Below are 19,316 nucleotides of genomic sequence, written 5' to 3'. Positions count from 1 at the left end.
GGGTGGGCGCGGCAGGGTTCGAACCTGCGACCGCTCGCTTGTAAGGCGAGAGCTCTACCGCTGAGCTACGCGCCCGTCGGCCCCGTCCCGAGGCTCGCCCCGAGCTTGCGAGGGGTGAGGAGGACGGGGTCCTTCATCAGGCGGCCGCGGGGAGCCCGGCGACGGCGTCCTTCCAGCCGGACTGCGCCCGCGGGTCACCGGGGCCGTTGACCTCGGTGAAGGCGATCGTGCCCTCGGCGTCGACCAGGAAGGTGCCGCGGACGGCCATGCCCGCCTTGTCGTTGAACACGTCGTAGGCCTGGGCGGTGGCGCCGTGCGGCCAGAAGTCCGACAGCAGCGGGAAGGAGAAGCCCTCCTTCTCGCGGAAGGCCTTCAGCGCGAAGGTCGGGTCGGTGGAGATGGCCACCACCTGCACCCCGGCGCCGGTGTAGGCGGCCAGGTCGTCGCGGAGCTCGCACAGCTCGCCGGTGCAGAGACCGGAGAAGGCGAAGGGGTAGAAGACGACGAGGACCGGCGCGCCGCGCAGCCCGGAGAGCGACACGACCTGCTTGTCCTGGTCGGGCAGGCTGAACTCGGGCGCGACGTCACCGACGGAGAGGCTCATGCCCCCGATGGTGCCGCACCTGCCCGGAGGCCGCGCACGGCGGCCCTCCGCTGCTACCGGCGGGAGCGAGCGGCCTTCGGGGTGACCAGCCGGATGCCCGACCAGTCCTTGGCGGCGGAGATGCTCGAGGTCTGCTGCAGCCCGGCGGTGGGGGCGGCCTCGGTGACGTCACCGGGCTCGACGTGGCCGGGGCGCCCGGACTTGGGCACCAGCAGCCAGACGACGCCGTCCTCGGCCAGCGAGGCGATGGAGTCCACGAGGGCGTCGATCAGGTCGCCGTCCTCCTCGCGCCACCACAGCAGGACGACGTCGGCCACCTCGTCGGAGTCCTCGTCGACCATCTCCCCGCCGGACAGCTCCACGACGGAGTCGCGCAGGTCCTCGTCGGCGTCCTCGTCCCAGCCGAGCTCTTGCACGACCATGCCCGGCTTGATCCCCAGCCGGGCAGCCATGCTGGTGCTGCCCGAGTCGACGCTCATCCCTGCTCGTCCTCCATGTAGCTCAGTGAACCGAATCCGCCGCGTCCGTGCACGGCGATCCGCCGGACGACGTCCGGCGCGGACCGACAGTGTGCTGGTTGGACCGCCGGTTGCGATACCCGGCCACCGGCAGGCGCACCGTCCCGACCACCCCGCACCCCCGTCCGCGGGCACCCCCGGGGCCCGTCCGCGCGGAGCGTAGGGGCATCGGCGACCCCGCGCGAGGGGCCCGGCCGCGGCGTCGGGCACCGCCGTCGTCCCGCTCGTCAGGACATCGGGCGTGGGTGGCGTGACGCCGAGCGGCCGGACAGGAGACGATGGGGGCATGAGCGCACCGCAGCAGTCGGACGGAGACCCCGCCCGCACGAACGGCACCCCTCGCGCGGTCATCACCGACGGGCGGCCCAGCCAACTCCCGGACACCGATCCGGACGAGACCCAGGAGTGGCTCGACTCGCTCGACGCGGTCGTCGACCACGCCGGCCGCAACCGGGCCCGCTACCTCATGCTCCGGATGCTCGAGCGCAGCCGTGAGCAGCAGGTCGGCGTCCCTGCCCTGCGCAGCACCGACTACATCAACACGATCCCGCCGGAGCAGGAGCCGTGGTTCCCCGGCGACGAGGACGTGGAGCGCCGGATCCGCGCCTACATCCGCTGGAACGCCGCGATCATGGTGCACCGCGCGCAACGGCCCGGGATCGCCGTCGGCGGCCACATCTCCTCCTACGCGTCGTCCGCGTCGCTGTACGAGGTCGGCTTCAACCACTTCTTCCGCGGCAAGGACCACCCCGGCGGCGGCGACCAGATCTACTTCCAGGGCCACGCCTCCCCCGGCATGTACGCCCGCGCCTACCTAGAGGGCCGGCTCGACGAGCACCAGCTCGACGGGTTCCGCCAGGAGGTCAGCCACCCCGGCGGCGGGCTGTCGTCCTACCCGCACCCGCGGCTGATGCCGGACTTCTGGGAGTTCCCCACGGTCTCGATGGGCCTCGGCCCGATGAACGCGATCTACCAGGCGCGGTTCAACCGCTACCTGCACGACCGCGGCATCGCCGACACCTCCGACCAGCACGTGTGGGCCTTCCTCGGCGACGGCGAGATGGACGAGCCGGAGTCGCTGGGCCCGATCGGCCTGGCCGCCCGCGAGGAGCTGGACAACCTCACCTTCGTCGTCAACTGCAACCTGCAGCGGCTCGACGGCCCGGTGCGCGGCAACGGCAAGGTCATCCAGGAGCTGGAGTCGTTCTTCCGCGGCGCCGGCTGGAACGTCATCAAGGTGGTGTGGGGCCGCGGCTGGGACCGGCTGCTGGCCGCCGACCGCGACGGCGCCCTGGTCAACCTGATGAACCAGACGCCGGACGGCGACTACCAGACCTACAAGGCCGAGGACGGCGCCTACGTCCGCGAGCACTTCTTCGGCCGCGACCCGCGCACCCGCAAGCTGGTCGAGGGGATGAGCGACAAGGAGGTCTGGGACCTCCAGCGCGGTGGGCACGACTACCGCAAGGTCTACGCCGCCTACAAGGCCGCGATGGAGCACAAGGGCCAGCCCACGGTCATCCTCGCCAAGACCATCAAGGGCTGGACGCTGGGCAGCCACTTCGAGGGCCGCAACTCCACGCACCAGATGAAGAAGCTGACCGCGGAGGACCTGGCCAACTTCCGCGACCGGCTGTACCTGCCGATCCCGGACGAGCAGCTGGACAAGACCCTGCCGCCCTACTACAAGCCGGCCGCCGACTCCGACGAGATGCAGTACATGCTCGAGCGGCGTCGTCAGCTCGGCGGCTCGGTACCCCGGCGGGTGTACGCGGCCAAGCCGCTCAAGGCGCCCGACGACAAGGCCTTCGAGGTCGTGCGGCGGGGCTCGGGCAAGCAGGAGGTCGCCACCACGATGGCGTTCGTCCGGCTGCTCAAGGAGCTCATCAAGGACCCCGAGCTCGGCCCCCGCTACGTGCCGGTGATCCCGGACGAGGCGCGCACCTTCGGTCTGGACTCGCTGTTCCCGACGAAGAAGATCTACAACCCGCACGGCCAGAACTACACCTCGGTCGACCGCGAGCTGATGCTGGCCTACAAGGAGTCCACGACCGGGCAGATCCTGCACGAGGGGATCAACGAGGCCGGCTCCACGGCGTCGTTCATCGCGGCCGGGACGTCGTACGCGACGCACGGCGAGCCGATGATCCCGATCTACATCTTCTACTCGATGTTCGGGTTCCAGCGCACCGGCGACTCGTTCTGGGCGGCCGGTGACCAGATGACCCGCGGCTTCCTGCTGGGGGCCACCGCGGGCCGGACGACGCTGAACGGCGAGGGCCTGCAGCACGAGGACGGCCACTCGCTGCTGCTGGCGGAGACCAACCCGGCGGTCGTCGCCTACGACCCGGCGTTCTCCTACGAGGTCGGGCACATCATCAAGGACGCCCTGGCCCGGATGTACGGCGAGGACCCGGGCGCCCCGCTCGGCGGGCACCGCAGCCCCGACGTCATGTACTACCTGACGGTCTACAACGAGCCCTACGTCCAGCCGGCCGAGCCCGAGGGCCTCGACGTCACCGGGCTGCTCGCCGGCATGTACCGGTACGCCGAGGGCCCGCAGGTCCCCGACGGCACCAAGGCGCAGATCCTGGCGTCGGGCGTCGCGGTGCCGTGGGCGCTGCGGGCCCAGGAGCTGCTCGCCGACGACTGGGGCGTGTCGGCCGACGTGTGGTCGGTGACCTCCTGGAACGAGCTGCGCCGCGAGGCGGTGCAGGCCGAGGAGTGGAACCTGCTCAACCCGGCCGACGAGCCCAAGGTCCCCTACGTCACCCAGCGGCTGGCGGACGCCCCCGGCCCGGTCGTCGCGGTGTCGGACTGGATGAAGGCGGTGCCGGACCTGCTGGCGCCGTTCGTCCCGGGCGGCATGGCGAGCCTGGGCACCGACGGGTTCGGGTTGTCCGACACCCGCCCGGCGCTGCGCCGGCACTTCCGGGTGGACGCCGAGTCGATCGTCGTACGCACGCTGTCCTCGCTGGCCCAGCGCGGCGACGTGCAGCGGGAGGTCGTGAAGCAGGCCGTCGAGAAGTACCGGATCGGCGACGTGCAGGCGGCCCCCGAGGACACCAGCACCGACCCCGACCAGCAGCCCGAGGCCTGAGGCCGGTTCCCGGGCTTTGATCAGGTGACCTGATCAAAGGCCGTCCTCCCGCACCAACGCTGGTGCGGGAGGACGGCCTTTGCTGCGGGAGGACATCGTGGCTGACAGCCGTGCGTCGCGGCAGCCGGCCGTCCACAGCGTGACCAGCCGTCCACAGCCGGCGCCACCGGCTCCCGCACTCGCTCCCGTCCGGTGACAGTGGCCGGGTGGAGCCCATCCTGCGCAGCGCCATGACCCGCCATGCCGGCGTCTTCGCCACCTCCGACGCCCTGGCCGCAGGGGTCGATCGCAAGGCGATCGGGCCCCTCCTGCGCTCAGGTGCGTGGCGGCGTGTCCGGTACGGCGTCTACACGACCGGCGAGGTGTGGTCCCAGCACGCTCGCGAGGGGCGCCTCCACCGGCTGGAGTGCGCCGCCGTACTGCGCCGGCTCGGGCGGGACTCGGTCGTGGTCAGCCATGCGTCGGCTGCCCGGCTGCACGGTCTGGTGCTGCCCCACTCCCTGAGCGCGGAGATCAGGCTGACCGATCCCGAGCAGTTCCGGGTGGGGCGTGGCTACCGCATCAGCGAGGCGACGCTGCCCCCTGGAGACGTCGAGGCCCAGGACGGGCTGCCGCTCACCACCCTCCCCCGGACACTGGCCGACGTCGGTCGTGAGTGGGACGTCGTCGACACCGTCGTGGCGTTGGACGACGCACTCGCCGACGGGCGGACGACCCGCGAGGAGCTCAGAGCCGCGCACCTGGCCCAGACGCACTGGGTCGGCTGCGGGAGTGCTGCCCGCGCCGTCTCCCTGGCCCGCGTGGGGGCGCATTCACCGCACGAGACGAGGACGCGGCTGGCGCTGCGGGCAGCGGGCCTGCCGGAGCCGCTGCTCCAACAGGCGGTGTTCATCGGTCCACGGCTGGTCGCGGTCCTGGACATGTACTGGCCCGACCGCGGCGTCTTCGCCGAGTGCGACGGCATGGTGAAGTACTCCGAACCGTGGCAGGGCCGCTCGGGCATGGAGGCGTTGCGCGCGGAGAAGCGCCGCCAGGACGACCTCCTCGACCTGGACCTCCACGGCATCCGGTTCATGCCGGACGACGTCCGGTTGCACCTGGACGACAAGGTCCGGCGGTTGCGGGGCCTGTTCGAGCGTGGCCGTACCTCCGATCCGCGCTACCGGACGGAGCCCTACAACGGCGGTCTCCGGGCGCCACGGCCCGCCGCTGCCTGACCCGCGACCACGTCCGCCCCCACCAATCGCCGTCCTCCCGCACCAGCGTCGGTGAGGGAGGACGGCCGGTGATCAGGTGACCTGATCAAAGTCGCGCCCCCCGCACCCTCACCCGCCCAGCGCCTGCAGGGCCATCTGCGCGTACAGGGCGACGCCGGCGGGCAGCGCGTCCTCGTCGAAGCGGACCAGGTTGGAGTGGTTGCCCGGCGCGGTCTCCGGGTCGAGCTCCGGTGGGCAGGCGCCCAGGAACGCCATCGCGCCGGGCACCTGCTCGAGCACGTAGGAGAAGTCCTCGGCGCCCATCAACGGCACCGGCATCACCGAGCTGCGGTCCTCGCCGAGCAGGGCGGAAGCCGTTGCGGTCACCTGCGCGGCGACGCCCGCGTCGTTGACGGTCACCGGGTAGCCCTCGATCCGGACGAACTCCGCGGTCATGTCGTGCGCCCGGGCCACGTGCTCGCCGACCCGCTGCACCGCGGCCAGGACGTCGGCCCGCCGCTCCGGTGAGAGGGTGCGGATGGTGCCGTGCAGCAGCGCGGTCGCCGGGATGATGTTGTCGGTGGTGCCCGCCTCGAGGCGGCCGACGGTGACCACGGCCGGGTCGAAGACGTCGACGCGGCGGGTGACCATCGACTGCAGCGCCAGCACGATCTCCGCTGCGACCGGCACCGGGTCGGCGGCCAGGTGCGGGGTGGAGGCGTGCCCGCCGCGGCCGTGCACGACGAGCGTCCACTGGTCGGCCGAGGCCATCATCGCCCCACCGCGCACGTTGACCGTCCCGCTGCGCCACATGGTCGAGACGTGCAGCGCGAACGCCCCGCTCACCGGCGCCTCCGGGACGACGTCAACCAGGCCCTCGTCCAGCATGTGCCGGGCACCGTGGAAGCCCTCCTCCCCCGGCTGGACCATGAACACGACCTGCCCGGCCAGCGCGTCCCGCCGCTCGGCGAGCAGCCGCGCGGCCCCGAGCAGCATCGCCACGTGGGTGTCGTGGCCGCAGGCGTGCATCACGCCGGGCACCTCGGAGGCGAAGTCCAGCCCGGTGTCCTCCTGCACCGGCAGCGCGTCCATGTCCCCGCGCAGCAGGTAGGTGGGGCCCGGCCGGGCGCCCCGCAGCACGCCCACCACCGAGCTCGTGCTGCGGCCGGTGGTCACCTCGACCGGCAGGTCGGCGAACGCCTCCAGCACGGCCGCCTGCGTCTCCGGCAGGTGCAGCCCGACCTCCGGCCGGCGGTGGAGCCGGCGGCGCAGGTCGACGGTGCGGTCGGCGTCGGCGCGGGCGGCGGCGAGCAGGGCGGTGGCGTCTGCGGGCATGGCCCCAGTCTGTAGCACCGCTCAGGACCCGGCCGCCTGCCGGTCAGCGCAGCTGGTCGACCTGGTGCACGTCGCCGCAGGGCACGCCCAGTGCTTCGTGGTGCTGGCGGACGGCGACCTCGTCCGGGGCCTCCAGCAGGCAGTAGACCTTGCCCTCCGGGTTGTGGAAGAGCTCGATCTGGCGCACGCCGAACTGGTCCCGGACGCCGGCCCGGGCGCCCTCGCCGATCGCCGCGATGTCCGCGGCGGGCAGCCTGAGGTCGTCGTGGAAGTCCATGAACGTGGGCATGTCGTCTCCCTCGGTCGGCCCCGTACGGGCACTGTGCACCTGGCCGCAGGACCGTGTCCAGATGTCCCGGCGCTACTCCGCCCAGGCCGGGCGGGCGGCGTCCAGCTGCCACACGCAGACCGGTCCGGCGCCGGGCACCGGCCCCTCCCCCGGCTCGGCGGTCACCTCGCCGTCCCGGACGACGACCCGCAGGCCGGGCGGGACGTCGTCCCCCGCCGGACCCACCCACAGCCGGGCGTCGGCCCGCCCGAGGTCGACCCAGCCGGTGGGCTGCAGCAGCATGTCGTGTGTCGGGACGGCGCCCGGCTGCGCCGCCCGCAGGTACGTCTGGACGACGTGCGCGCCGCCGGCACCGGCCACCTCGTCGTGCTCGAGCCCACGGCCGGACCGCAGCACCGCGACGTCGCCGGGCCCGAGCACCGCCTCCCGCCCCCAGGCGTGCCGCAGCGAGCCCTCGACCAGCACGGCGACCACGTCGACGTCGGCGTGCGCGTGCCGCCCGTAGCCGGCACCGGGGCCGAGCCGGTCGTCCGCCATCCGCAGCAGCGGGCCGAGCGAGCCGTCGTCCGGGGCGAGGAGCACCCGGGAGTCCAAGCCGCTCACCGCCGCACCGCCGCGCGGCCGCCCGGCAGCACCCCGAAGGCGACCGCCAGCAGCAGCGCCCAGCCCAGCCCGACCGCCCAGCCGGCGAGCACGTCGGAGAGGAAGTGCACGCCGAGCCACATCCGGGTCAGCCCGACCAGCAGCACCAGCGCCACGCCGACGGCCAGCCACGCCCGCCGCGCCGCCGGGGCCAGCAGCGGCCAGGCCAGCACCAGCGCCACGGTCACCAGCGCGGCGATGCCCGAGGAGTGCCCGCTGGGGAAGCTCAGCGACTCGTAGCGCGCACCGCCCTCGGCGAACTGCGGCCGCTGCCGGCCGACGAGCTCCTTGAGCGCCGTGGTCAGCGGGCTGACCAGGCCTGCGGCGGCGACCACCCAGGTCGCCGTCCACCAGCACCGGCGCAGCAGCAACCAGACCAGCACCGGCAGCAGGACGACGCCCCGGGTCACCGAGAGCCCGGGCGCGGTGGCTGCCTGCAGCAGCGCCTCGACGGCGCCGGACCGGTCGTCGCCGGCGTAGGACGCGTCCCGGACGGCGCCGTCGACCCGCAGCAGCGGCGCCCAGCCGGCGGCGACCGCCCAGCCGAGCAGCACGACCACCAGCGCCGACGCCGCTCCGGCGCCGAGTGCCCCGCCGGTCGACCGCGCCAGCGGCACGGCGGGGGCGTCCGGGTGACCCGGGAGGGCGGTGCGCACGCCTCCAGGGTCCCCGACGCCGCGCGCCGTGACACGCTGACCGGGTGCACGAAGCGTGGAGGGCCAGGTGAGCGGCGCGCCGTCGGAGGCGACGCTGCGCCGGCTGGAGCGCTCCTCGGGCGCCCTCGCCACCCAGGCCGTGGCCCGGATGGACGAGGAGCTGCCCTGGTTCCGGGCCATGCCCGCCGCCCAGCGCTCCTGGGTCACGCTGGTCGCGCAGGCCGGCATCGCCTCGCTGGTGGAGTGGTGCCGCAACCCCGGCCGCCCGCCGCGGCTGACCGGCGAGGTCTTCGGCGCCGCCCCGCGCGAGTTGATGCACGCCGTCCCGCTGAAGCGGTCGGTCGACCTGATCAAGGTGACCGTGGAGGTGGTCGAGGACCGGGTCGAGCAGGTCGCCGAGCCCGGGGACGCCGAGCGGCTGCGGCTCACGGTGCTGCAGTTCAGCCGGGAGATCGCCTTCGCCGCGGCGCACGTGTACGCCAGCTTCGCCGAGAACCGCGGCGCCTGGGACGCCCGGCTGGAGGCGCTGGTCGTCGACGCGCTGGTCCGCGGTGACCGCCCCGACGAGCTGCCCGGCCGGGCCGCCGCGCTGGGCTGGACGGAGACCGAGCCGGTCGCGGTGCTGGTCGGCTCGGCACCGCCCGGCGACGAGGACTCCCGTGCCGCGGTCCGCCGGGCCGCCCGCTCGGTGGGCTGCGAGGTGCTGGTCGGCGTGCACGCCGACGAGCTGGTCGTCGTCCTCGGCGGCGCGCAGGACCTCGCCCAGGTGACCGCCCGGGTCTGCCGGGAGTTCGGGCCGGGCCCGGTCGTGCTCGGCCCCCGCGTCGACTCGCTGGCCCACGCCGGTGAGTCCGCGACCGCCGCGCTGGCCGGGCTGCACGCCGCGGCCGCCTGGCCCGACGCCCCGCGCCCGGTCGACGCCGAGGCGCTGCTGCCCGAGCGGGCGCTGGACGGCGACCCGCTGGCCCGCAGCGCGCTCGCCGAGCGGGTGGCCGCGCCGCTGCAGGACGCCGGTGGCGGCGTGCTGGAGACGGTGCGCACCGTGCTGGGCAACGGCGGCAACCTCGAGGCGACCGCCCGGGCGATGTTCGTGCACACCAACACCGTCCGGTACCGGCTGAAGCGGGCCACCGAGCTCACCGGCTACTCGGCCACCGAACCCCGGGGCGCCTGGACCCTCCAGCTGGCCCTGGCGCTGGCCCAGCTCGAGGGCGACCACTCGCTCTGGCACTGACCGGCGCTGTTGTGGCCTTGTCCACCGACACGCGGCGGGCGCTCGGGTTGACGAGCCGCCGGTTGTAGGGATCCTCCAAAGATCTCCGGGTGTTGTTCGTGGGCGCTGGCCGCCCGCGGATCCCCCGCGCCTGGCACGGTGAACACGTGCTGGCCGTACTCGCCCCCGGACAGGGTGCCCAGAAACCCGGGATGCTCACCGACTGGCTCGACCTGCCCGGTGCGGAGCCCTTCTTCCGCTGGGCCGGTGCGATCGCCGACGCCGACCTGCTGACCCTCGGCACGACGGGCGACGCGGAGGCCATCAAGGACACCGCGGTGACCCAGCCGCTGGTGGTCGCGATGAGCCTGTTCATCGCCCAGGAGCTCGGCGGCATGCCGGGCCCGGTGCTGCACACCCCGCACGCCGGCCGCGACGTCGTCATCACCGGCCACAGCGTCGGCGAGCTGACCGCCGCCGCCCTGGCCGGGGTGCTCTCGGTCGAGGCGGCGATCGCGCTCACTGCCGTCCGCGGCCGGGCCATGGCCCGGTCCTGCGCGCAGACGCCGACCGGGATGTCCGCCGTCCTGGGGGGTGACCCCGACGAGGTGCTCGCCGCGATCGAGCGGCACGGCCTCGTGCCGGCCAACCGCAACGGCGGCGGCCAGGTCGTCGCCGCCGGTGCCCTCGACGCGCTCGCCGCGCTCAAGGCGGACCCGCCGGCGAAGGCCCGGATCATGCCGCTGTCGGTGGCCGGCGCCTTCCACACCCACTACATGGCCTCGGCGCGCGAGGAGCTGGAGGGCCTGGTCGGCGGCCTGCGCCCGACCGCCCCGAGCCGGCTGCTGCTGTCGAACGCCGACGGCGCGGCCGTCGACTCCGGCGCCGAGGTCGTCTCGCGCCTGGTCAGCCAGGTCACCAGCCCGGTCCGCTTCGACGCGTGCCTCGCGACGCTGCGTGGGCTGGGCGTCACCGCCGTCCTCGAGCTGCCCCCGGCCGGTGCGCTGGCCGGGCTGGCCAAGCGCGAGTGGAAGGGCTCGGACATCGAGGTGCTGGCGCTGACCAGCCCGGCCGACCTGGACCGCGCCCGCGAGCTGATCGCCGCCGAGCGCGGCCGCGCGGAGGCCGAGCACTCCCCCGACTGGCGGGTCGTCGTCTCGCCTGTGCGCGGCACCGTCAGCCCCGCCGACGTCCCGGAGGGCACCCGCCTCCCGGCCGGCAGCCCGCTCGGCTGCATCCGCAGCCGACGCGAGGAGGTCAACGTGTCCGCCGGCTACGACGGCGTGCTGGCCGAGTGGCTCGTCCACGACGGCGACCTGGTCGACGCCGGTGACCCGATCGCCCGTCTCTACCCGGAGGTGTCGGAATGACGACCATCACGCTGCGCGAAGGCGCGCCCGGCGCCCGCATCCTGGGCCTGGGCGGCTACCGCCCGCGGCGCCGGGTGACCAACGACGAGCTCGCCCAGGTGATGGACACCAACGACGAGTGGATCCAGAGCCGGGTCGGCATCGCCGAGCGGCGCTGGGCCTCCGAGGACGAGACGCTGGTCGAGATGGCCGTCGCGGCCGGCGGCAAGGCGCTGGCCGCCAGCGGTCTGGCGCCCGACCAGGTCGACCTGGTCATCGTCGCCAGCGCCAGCCTCCGCGCGCCCATCCCGGGCATCGGCCCGCAGGTGGCCCACCGGCTGGGCGTCGTCCGGCCCGGGGCCTTCGACCTCAACGCCGGGTGCGCCGGCTTCTGCTACGCGCTCGGGGTCGCCTCGGACGCCATCCGCACCGGCGACGCGACCCACGTGCTGGTCGTCGGCGTCGAGCGGCTCACCGACGTCACCGACCAGACCGACCGGAGCACCGCGGTGATCTTCGCCGACGGCGCGGGTGCCGCGGTGATCGGCCCGTCCGACGAGCCGGGCATCGGCCCGGTCGCCTGGGGCAGCGACGGCGACCAGTACACCGCCATCGAGATCGCCGCGGGCCGCTCGACGATGACCATGGCCGGCCAGGCGGTCTACCGCTGGGCGACCACCAAGCTCACCGAGACGCTGGTCGAGGCGATGGACAAGGCCGGCGTCACCGCCGCCGACATCGACGTCTTCGCGCCCCACCAGGCCAACCTGCGGATCGTCGAGTCGATGGCCAAGAAGCTCGGCTTCGGCGAGGACACCGTCATCGCCCGCGACGTCGTCGTCTCCGGCAACACCTCAGCCGCCTCGATCCCGCTGGCGCTCACCGCGCTGATGGAGTCCGGCGAGGCCGAGTCCGGCGACCTCGCCCTGGTGCTCGGCTACGGCGCCGGGCTCACCTTCGCCGGCCAGGTGCTCCGCCTGCCGTAAGGCACCCACACTGCCGGGACACCCGTCCCGGACGACGGCGTCGGCCCTCCACGGACCGGCGTCACCATCTTCAGAGAGAGGACCCCGCGTGCCCAGCACCGCAGACATCCAGGCCGGTCTCGCCGAGATCCTGGAGGAGGTGGCCGGCGTCGCCCCTGCCGACGCCACCCCCGAGAAGTCCTTCACCGACGACCTGGACGTCGACTCCCTGTCGATGGTCGAGATCGCCACCGCCGTCGAGGACAAGTTCGGCGTGGCCATCCCGGACGACGAGCTCGCCAACATCAAGACCGTCGGCGACGCCATGTCCTACATCGAGAAGAACCAGGGCTGAAGAAGGACCCCGCTGCCCCCCACCACTCGCACGCTCGCGGCGGGCCCCTGCAGCGGGGCCGTTCCAGCACGTCATCCCCGGCCGACCGGCCAGTCAGTCCCAGGAAGGAAACGTCCATGAGCACGCCCACCGCCGACATCGTCGTCACCGGGCTCGGTGCCACCACCCCCCTCGGTGGTGACGTCGCCTCCACCTGGGAGGCACTGCTGGCCGGTCGGTCCGGGGTCAGCCGGATCAGCGACGACTGGGTCAAGCAGTTCCCCGCCCAGCTCGTGGCCCGGCTGGCCAACGACCCGGCCGAGCAGCTCGACCGGGTGCGGACCCGCCGGCTCGACCGCAGCCAGCAGGTCGCCGTCATCGCCGCCGAGGAGGCCTGGCGCGACGCGGCCGGCGCCGACTCCGGCATCGACCCCGAGCGGCTCGCCGTCGTGTTCGGCACCGGCATCGGTGGTGCGCTGACCCTGCTCGGCCAGGACGACATCCTGGAGGAGAAGGGCCCCAAGCGGGTCTCGCCCTTCACCATCCCCATGCTCATGCCCAACGGGCCCGCCGCCGCCGTCGGCCTCGCCGTCGGCGCCCGGGCCGGCGTCCACGCACCGGTCAGCGCCTGCGCGTCCGGCGCCGAGGCGATCCGCTGGGGCCTGGACCTGCTCCGCTACGGCCGCGCCGACATGGTCGTCGTCGGCGGCACGGAGGCCTGCGTGCACCCGCTGCCGATGGCCGGCTTCGCCGCCATGCGCGCGATGAGCACCCGCAACGACGAGCCCGAGCGCGCCTCGCGGCCGTTCGACAAGGGCCGCGACGGCTTCGTCCTCGGCGAGGGCGCGGCCGCCCTGGTGCTGGAGCGCGCCGACGCGGCCGCCGCCCGCGGCGCGAAGGTCTACGCCCGGCTGGCCGGCGCCGGCGGCACCTCCGACGGCTACGACCTCGTCGCCCCGCACCCGGAGGGCGAGGGCGCGGCCCGGGCGATCGGTGCCGCGATCCGCGACGCCGGGCTGAGCGCGTCGGACATCGGCCACGTCAACGCGCACGCCACCTCCACGCCGCTCGGTGACACCGCCGAGGCGACCGCGATCCGCGACGCCATCGGCGACCACGTGCTGGTGACGGCCACGAAGAGCCAGACCGGGCACCTGCTCGGCGCGGCCGGCGCGCTCGAGTCGGTGTTCGCCGTGCTCGCGCTGCGCGACCAGCTCGTGCCGGCCACCGCCAACCTCGAGGACGTCGACGACAACCCCGCCGTCCAGTCCCTCGACATCGTCCGCGGCGAGCCGCGGAAGGCGAGCTTCACCGCCGCGCTGAACGACTCGTTCGGCTTCGGCGGACACAACATGGCCCTGGTGTTCACGACGGCATGAGCAAGGACTCCGGTGCCGCCCACCACTCGCAGGCTCGCGGCGGGCCCCTGCAACGGGGCCACGCCGTGACCGCCGCCCCGAGGAGCTGCTCATGACCACCATCTCCGCGGCACCGCCGACCACCCCCACCGTCGACCCGCGGGACCCCGAGGACCGGCTCGCCCGGTTCTTCGACGCCGGGTCGATGCAGACGCTGGCCCCCCGGGACACCTCCGGGGTGCTCGCCGCCCGCGGCACGGTGGCCGGCTCCCCCGCCATCGCCTACTGCACCGACGCCACGATCATGGGCGGCGCGATGGGCGTGGACGGCTGCCGGCACATCGTCGACGCGATCGACGCCGCGCTTCGCGAACGGGTGCCGGTCGTCGGCATCTGGCACTCCGGCGGCGCGCGGCTGGCCGAGGGCGTCACGGCCCTGCACGCGGTCGGTGAGGTCTTCGCCGCCATGGTGCGGGCCTCGGGCCGGGTGCCGCAGATCTCGGTCGTCCTCGGCGCGGCCGCCGGCGGCGCCGCCTACGGTCCCGCGCTCACCGACCTGGTGATCATGGGCCCGGCCGGGCGGGTGTTCGTCACCGGTCCCGACGTCGTCCGCTCGGTCACCGGCGAGGTCGTCGACCAGGAGCAGCTCGGCGGGCCGGACACCCACGGCCGGCGCTCGGGCGTCGTCCACGTGGTCACCGACACCGAAGCCGAGGCGCTGGAGACGGCCCGGACGGCGGTCGACCTGCTCGCCGCCCAGGGCAGCTTCGCCCCCGCGGACGAGTCCCCCGCCGTCGACCTGATGGCGCTGCTGCCCGAGCAGCGCAACCGGGCCTACGACGTGAAGCCGGTGGTCGCGGCGCTGCTCGACGCACCGGGGCTGGAGCTGCACCCGCGGTTCGCGCCCAACATCATCACCACGCTGGGCCGGCTGTCCGGCCGCACCGTCGGGGTCATCGCCAACAACCCGCTGCGGCTGGGCGGCTGCCTGGACTCCGCGTCGGCGGAGAAGGCGGCCCGCTTCGTGCGGATGTGCGACGCCTTCGGAGTGCCGCTGGTCGTGCTCGTCGACGTCCCCGGCTACCTCCCCGGTGTCGGCCAGGAGTGGGACGGCGTCGTGCGCCGCGGCGCCAAGCTGCTGCACGCCTTCGCCGAGGCCGTGGTGCCGCGGGTGACGCTGGTGACCCGCAAGTCCTACGGCGGCGCCTACATCGCGATGAACGCCCGCTCGCTCGGCGCCACCGCGGTCTTCGCCTGGCCGGGGGCCGAGGTCGCCGTCATGGGTGCGAAGGCCGCGGTCGGCATCCTGCACCGCAAGAAGCTCGCCGCCGCCCAGCCGGGTGAGCGCGAGGCGCTGCACGCCCAGCTGGCCGCCGAGCACGAGCTGATCGCCGGCGGGGTCAACCGCGCCCGGGAGATCGGGGTCGTGGACGACGTCGTCGACCCGGCGCAGACCAAGCGCCGGCTGGTCGCGGCGCTGGCCGAGGCGCCCTCGGGCCGCGGGGCGCACGGCAACATCCCGCTCTAGGCGGACGACGACCAGCGGCCCGGCACCCCCGCGAAGGGGCGCCGGGCCGCTGGTCGTCGTGGGGCGGGCTTCGATCAGGTCACCTGATCAAAGGCCGTCCCCCCGCACCAACGTCGGTGCAGGAGGACGGCCTTCGGTGCAGGAGGACGGTCGCCGAGGCACGAGGACGGCGGCGGATCAGCGCGCCGCCGCCCCGCCTGCCCTCAGACGACCTGGTGCAGCCAGGTGACCTGCGTGCCGTCGCCGGCGTAGCGGTAGGCCTCGAGGTCGGCGTCCCAGGCGGCGCCGAGCAGGTCGTCGACGCCGTGCCGGAAGGCCTCGACGGAGGAGGCAGTGGCGGCGAGGTGCCGGAGCTGCTGCTCGTTGACGATGATGTCGCCGTTCGCGCTCACCGAGGAGCGGTGCACGCCGTAGCCGGGGACGTAGGACATCCGCTCACCGTCGGTGCCGTGGCTGGCCTCCTCGGTGACCTCGAAGCGCAGCATCGGCCACTGCTTGAGGGCAGCGACCAGCTTCGCCCCGGTCCCGGGCACACCCGTCCAGGCCACCTCGGCACGGTAGGACCCGTGGGTGACGGGCTGCTCGCCCCATGACAAGGACACCGGCGTGCCGATGACGCGCTCGAGCGCCCATTCGACATGCTGGCAGAGCGCCTTCGGGCACGCGTGCACGAAGACGACACCCTGGGTTGACCGTCGCTGCACGGCACACCTCCATCGACTCGACTGGTCTGTCTTCCCCAACGGACCTGTCGTGTGACGTCGTGCTCGCGTACCTCGGCGGCTCTCAGAGCAACCGGTGCAGAGTTTGCCGGATCGTGACCTGATTGCGCCAGCCCGAGTTGGGGCGAATGGGACATCTGGGGTGCAAGACGTCCACTGTGGCGATCATTTGCGCAGGTCACGGCGGGTCGTGCCGCGACACGTGGACGAAACTGCCCCTGATCGTCCAGCTGTCGCGCACCGTCGGAGCACCTCGCCGACCGCGCCGGGCCCAACGCTAGCGTGAGACCACCGGGGCGGTAGCTCAGCCGGTCAGAGCATGGGACTCATAATCCCTGGGTCGTGGGTTCGAGCCCCACCCGCCCCACCGCAGTTCTCTGCCGTTTCGCCAGTTTCGCCGGTACCCCCGCGCACGCGCGAGGCCCAGGTGGGCACAAGGTGGGCACATCCGCGTCAGCCGACGACACGGTGCGCACAACGTGGGCACGGGGAACCAGCGCCGCGGCCTGCTCGGCGGCCTCCCGCTCGACGTCCTCGAACACGACAGACAGACCTGCTCGGTGATCGTCGCCGACGACTGCCCGAGCATCTGACTGGTGAGCTTCAGATGCTTCGTCGCCCGGTAGCTGAGCGAGGCGGCCAGGTGCCGGAGGGCGTGGAGACACACCGGCGGCAGGCCGGCACGGGCCACCAGGCGGTCAAACCGCTGAGAGGCGCTGTCTGGGACGAGCGCCGGCGTGCCCCCCTTGTGCCCACGCGGTGCAACATCGGTGGTCGACGGGCCGGCGGAGAAGAACGCGAACACCGGCACCGCGGCACTGGCAGAGATCGGGCGGATCCGGTGCTCGAAGTGTTCCGCCAACCCCGGACCGGCGTCCGGACCGCCGGCGGCCTCACTGCGGACCACGGGCACGGTGAACCCCAGCAGCACCCCAGCGACCGTGGCGTGGATGCCCGACTCGTGGACCAGCACCCCCGTCAGCACCGCGAGGGGCAGCAGCAAGCACCAGGATCGGACCCGCCTCTGCACGAGGAAGCCGAAGACCGCCAGCGGGATCGACGCCAGCAGCAGAGGCACGACCTTCAGGGACGCCGTGTAGAAGACAGCGATGATCGTGATGGCGAGGAGGTCGTCGACGACTGCGAGGGTGAGCAGGAAGGTGCGCAGCGCGACCGGCAGGTGAGTGCTGATGACCACGAGGACAGCGAGTGCGAAGGCGATGTCGGTGGCGGTCGGAATGGCCCAGCCGGCGAGCGCACCGCTACCAGCGCCGGCGTTGATCAGCCAGTACAGCAGCGCCGGCACCGCCCCATGCCGCCGACCGCGGCGGCGACCGGCAGTGCCGTCCGACGTGGGTCGCGCAGGTCACCGGCGACGAACTCGCGCTTGAGCTCCAGGCCCGCGACGAAGAAGAAGATCGCGAGCAACCCGTCGGCGGCCCAGGTGCCGAGGGTGAGGTCCAGGTGCACGCTGGCCGGGCCGACCCGAGTGTCGCGCAGGGACTCGTAGGCTCCCGCCCAGGGACTGTTCGCCCACCCGAGCGCGACCGCGGCGCCGATCATCAGCAAGATCCCGCCGACGGTCTCCCTACGGAGGATGCAGGCCAGACGGCTCGCTTCCGGCCACGAGCCGCGGTTGAACAGGCTGAACGAGGTGGGCGCAGGGGTAGGCACGAGGCATCGACCCCGGACGGAGGGAGCGGGGGTCGACTAACCCGGCACACCACCATGATATTGCCCAGCTGGCGCGTTCGCAGTCCGCGTCCGGGGGATGGCGCCGACGTCCGCGACGCATCAGCGGTCTCGGCTGACGTCGTCGCTCGGCCCGGCCGCCGCGGCCGTAGGGCCCTGCTCAACAAGACACATCCCGCGCGCGGCTCCCCGCGGAGCTCGGGCCGTCGAGTCCCGGCGGCCGTAGCGGCGGGAACGCTCCACAGCAGGTGCTGCGGCGGCGGCGACCATGCTGGCCACCCCCTCGGCGTTCCAGGGCTCGGCCGAGCGAGGCAGTCCGACCAGGAGCCCCCTCCCGCGACGACAGCGGGACTCCGGCGTGGTCAAGCGGGAGCCCCACCACTGCGGGACGCTCGCAGCGTGCTGATCGAAGCCTGCGATGGGTCCCCCCGGTGAACGCGAGCAAGCGCAGGCGACGCGGTCCCCTCCTTGCGGTCACCACGTGGCTGCGCGGGGCCCTCTGGCCCATCCCGGCCATCGCCATCGTGGTCGCGGTCGGCATCGGCATCGGACTGCCGGCGGTGGACGCACTGCTCGAGAGCAGCGATTCAGGGCATCCCCTGACCTTCGTCTTCGGCGGCGGACCGTCCGCTGCACGCGACCTGCTCGCCGCGATCGCCGGATCGCTCATCTCCGTGACCGGGTTGATCTTCTCGCTCACCGTGGTGGCCCTCCAACTGGGCAGCAGCCAGTACTCGCCCCGGCTGCTGCAGACCTTCGCCACCGACCGCGTCGTCCAGCTGACCCTGGCCCAGCTGACGGCGACGTTCGTCTACGCCCTCACCGTGCTGCGGACCGTTCGCACCGAAAGCGCCACCGAGACCGAGACCGCGTTCGTCCCCCGTCTCTCGATCACCGTTGCCTACCTACTCACACTCGGCAGCGTCCTGGCTGTGGTGCTGTTCCTCGGGCACCTCGCCCGCGCACTCCGGGTCGAGACGATGCTCCGCGACGTCCACGACGAGGCCGGCGCCACCCTCGATCGGGTGCTGCCTGGAGGCCTCGAGCACCCAGATCCCGTCCGGCTGCCGTCCGGACCCGGGACACCGATCGCCGCCACGTCCAGCGGCTTCCTCATCGACCTGGACGAGGAGCGCCTCGTGTCCGCTGCGGCGCGCTCCGATGTCGTGGTCCTCATGGCCGCCCGGATCGGCGACTCCGTGGTGACCGGGACGCCCCTCGCGCACGTCTGGGCCGGGGATGGCGGTCACGCCACGGACACTGCGGCGTTGCAAGAGGCCCTCGGCCGCTCGGTACGACTGGACTTCGAACGCTCGCCCGCTCGCGACATCGCCTACAGCCTGCGCAAGGTCGTCGACATCACCGTCCGTGCGCTGTCGCCCGGCATCAACGACCCGACGACGGCGGTGCACGCCCTGTCCCACGCCTCGGCTCTGCTCGGTGACCTCGTCTCCCGACCGCTGTGGCCGGATCGCCGTGCCGACGCCGACGGGGTCGTGCGCCTGGTCGTGCCGCAGTGGACCCCCGACGACCTGGTCGACCTCGTCCTGGAGGAGCCCCTGCACTACGCCTCGGGTCAACCGGCCGTCCTGCGCCGGATCGCCGCCCTACTGCGCGAGGTCGCCTGGCGCGCGCCTCGGGGCCTCGTCGACCACGCTCTGCGCGACCGGCTCCGGCACGCCGTCGACCTCGCCGCCGAGTCCACCGAGATCACCGCCGTGGAACGTCGTTCCTGGGAGGAGGCGCTCGACTCGGCTCTCATCGACGTGTGGCCCGCCGACCGTCCGGAATGACCGGGGCGCGCGTGCGCGGTAC

17 protein-coding genes, 2 tRNA genes and 1 pseudogene are annotated in these 19,316 nt (G+C 73.6%); 10 read left to right on the top strand and 10 right to left on the bottom strand.

Annotated features, from left to right (window positions below):
* Positions 1–3: 3 nt before the first annotated feature.
* The 3 genes from HL054_RS04185 to HL054_RS04175 form a co-directional block, all read right to left on the bottom strand.
* Positions 4–75 (bottom strand) — tRNA-Val (locus HL054_RS04185).
* Between the two features lie 61 nt (positions 76–136).
* A complete protein-coding gene (locus HL054_RS04180; protein WP_369137499.1) occupies positions 137–604 on the bottom strand; it encodes a peroxiredoxin in 468 nt (155 codons plus the stop codon).
* 53 nt (positions 605–657) lie between these two features.
* On the bottom strand, positions 658–1,083 hold the full coding sequence (locus HL054_RS04175) for a DUF3052 domain-containing protein (RefSeq protein WP_026845370.1): 426 nt from the start codon (positions 1,081–1,083) through the stop codon (positions 658–660).
* Positions 1,084–1,408: 325 nt separating this feature from the next.
* Here HL054_RS04175 and aceE point away from each other — a divergent pair, with 325 nt between their 5' ends.
* Positions 1,409–4,222, top strand: coding sequence for a pyruvate dehydrogenase (acetyl-transferring), homodimeric type (gene aceE / locus HL054_RS04170; RefSeq protein WP_369137498.1), 2,814 nt, complete (start codon positions 1,409–1,411; stop codon positions 4,220–4,222).
* A 206-nt stretch (positions 4,223–4,428) separates the two neighbouring features.
* Positions 4,429–5,439: a type IV toxin-antitoxin system AbiEi family antitoxin domain-containing protein gene (locus HL054_RS04165; RefSeq protein ID WP_369137496.1), complete on the top strand. Its 1,011-nt coding sequence runs from the start codon at positions 4,429–4,431 to the stop codon at positions 5,437–5,439.
* A gap of 108 nt (positions 5,440–5,547) precedes the next feature.
* Here the strand turns inward: HL054_RS04165 and HL054_RS04160 are convergent, their stop codons facing one another.
* The 4 genes from HL054_RS04160 to HL054_RS04145 all read right to left on the bottom strand — a co-directional run bounded on the left by HL054_RS04160 (position 5,548) and on the right by HL054_RS04145 (position 8,340).
* Entirely contained in the window at positions 5,548–6,753 is a 1,206-nt protein-coding gene (locus tag HL054_RS04160; protein WP_369137495.1) for a M20 metallopeptidase family protein, read from the bottom strand.
* A gap of 43 nt (positions 6,754–6,796) precedes the next feature.
* A complete protein-coding gene (locus tag HL054_RS04155; RefSeq protein WP_369137494.1) occupies positions 6,797–7,042 on the bottom strand; it encodes a nickel-binding protein in 246 nt (81 codons plus the stop codon).
* A 72-nt stretch (positions 7,043–7,114) separates the two neighbouring features.
* Positions 7,115–7,645, bottom strand: coding sequence for a pirin family protein (locus HL054_RS04150; RefSeq protein WP_369137493.1), 531 nt, complete (start codon positions 7,643–7,645; stop codon positions 7,115–7,117).
* Positions 7,642–8,340, bottom strand: a complete 699-nt coding sequence (locus HL054_RS04145; protein WP_369137492.1) for a phosphatase PAP2 family protein — start codon at positions 8,338–8,340, stop codon at positions 7,642–7,644. The genes HL054_RS04150 and HL054_RS04145 overlap by 4 nt, the downstream gene beginning before the upstream one ends.
* Positions 8,341–8,407: 67 nt before the next feature.
* On the opposite strand from HL054_RS04145, the gene HL054_RS04140 reads away from it, so the two are divergent.
* From HL054_RS04140 to HL054_RS04115, 6 genes are all read left to right on the top strand, one after another.
* Entirely contained in the window at positions 8,408–9,574 is a 1,167-nt protein-coding gene (locus HL054_RS04140) for a PucR family transcriptional regulator (protein ID WP_369137491.1), read from the top strand.
* 89 nt (positions 9,575–9,663) lie between these two features.
* Positions 9,664–10,923 (top strand): acyltransferase domain-containing protein, encoded by a 1,260-nt coding sequence (locus HL054_RS04135; RefSeq protein ID WP_369137490.1) that lies wholly within the window; start codon positions 9,664–9,666, stop codon positions 10,921–10,923.
* Positions 10,920–11,888 carry a beta-ketoacyl-ACP synthase III gene (locus HL054_RS04130; RefSeq protein WP_369137489.1) on the top strand — a complete coding sequence of 323 codons (969 nt, stop codon included), beginning with the start codon at positions 10,920–10,922 and terminating at the stop codon, positions 11,886–11,888. Before HL054_RS04135 ends, HL054_RS04130 begins: the two co-directional genes overlap by 4 nt.
* An 88-nt stretch (positions 11,889–11,976) precedes the next feature.
* Positions 11,977–12,222, top strand: a complete 246-nt coding sequence (locus tag HL054_RS04125) for an acyl carrier protein (RefSeq protein WP_369137488.1) — start codon at positions 11,977–11,979, stop codon at positions 12,220–12,222.
* 116 nt (positions 12,223–12,338) lie between these two features.
* Positions 12,339–13,580: a beta-ketoacyl-[acyl-carrier-protein] synthase family protein gene (locus HL054_RS04120; protein WP_369137487.1), complete on the top strand. Its 1,242-nt coding sequence runs from the start codon at positions 12,339–12,341 to the stop codon at positions 13,578–13,580.
* A gap of 91 nt (positions 13,581–13,671) precedes the next feature.
* Entirely contained in the window at positions 13,672–15,087 is a 1,416-nt protein-coding gene (locus HL054_RS04115) for an acyl-CoA carboxylase subunit beta (protein WP_369137486.1), read from the top strand.
* A gap of 203 nt (positions 15,088–15,290) precedes the next feature.
* On the opposite strand, the gene HL054_RS04110 is transcribed toward HL054_RS04115, so the two are convergent.
* Positions 15,291–15,758: a DUF3145 domain-containing protein gene (locus tag HL054_RS04110; protein ID WP_369137973.1), complete on the bottom strand. Its 468-nt coding sequence runs from the start codon at positions 15,756–15,758 to the stop codon at positions 15,291–15,293.
* 344 nt (positions 15,759–16,102) lie between these two features.
* Between HL054_RS04110 and HL054_RS04105 the strand changes: the two genes are divergently transcribed.
* Positions 16,103–16,176: transfer RNA gene (locus tag HL054_RS04105), tRNA-Ile, on the top strand.
* 471 nt (positions 16,177–16,647) lie between these two features.
* Here HL054_RS04105 and HL054_RS04100 read toward each other — a convergent pair.
* Both HL054_RS04100 and HL054_RS04095 read right to left on the bottom strand, forming a co-directional pair.
* Positions 16,648–17,115, bottom strand: a pseudogene (locus HL054_RS04100) (Na+/H+ antiporter NhaA); the annotation flags it as partial.
* On the bottom strand, positions 17,091–17,483 hold the full coding sequence (locus tag HL054_RS04095; protein WP_369137485.1) for a Na+/H+ antiporter NhaA: 393 nt from the start codon (positions 17,481–17,483) through the stop codon (positions 17,091–17,093). The pseudogene HL054_RS04100 and the gene HL054_RS04095, both read right to left, overlap by 25 nt.
* Positions 17,484–17,932: 449 nt before the next feature.
* Here HL054_RS04095 and HL054_RS04090 point away from each other — a divergent pair, with 449 nt between their 5' ends.
* Positions 17,933–19,294: a DUF2254 domain-containing protein gene (locus HL054_RS04090; RefSeq protein WP_369137484.1), complete on the top strand. Its 1,362-nt coding sequence runs from the start codon at positions 17,933–17,935 to the stop codon at positions 19,292–19,294.
* Positions 19,295–19,316: the final 22 nt, after the last annotated feature.

The sequence above is a fragment of the Modestobacter versicolor genome (genome assembly GCF_041028285.1).
Classification (GTDB): domain Bacteria; phylum Actinomycetota; class Actinomycetes; order Mycobacteriales; family Geodermatophilaceae; genus Modestobacter; species Modestobacter versicolor_A.
This window is presented reverse-complemented; position numbering and strand designations above follow the sequence as displayed.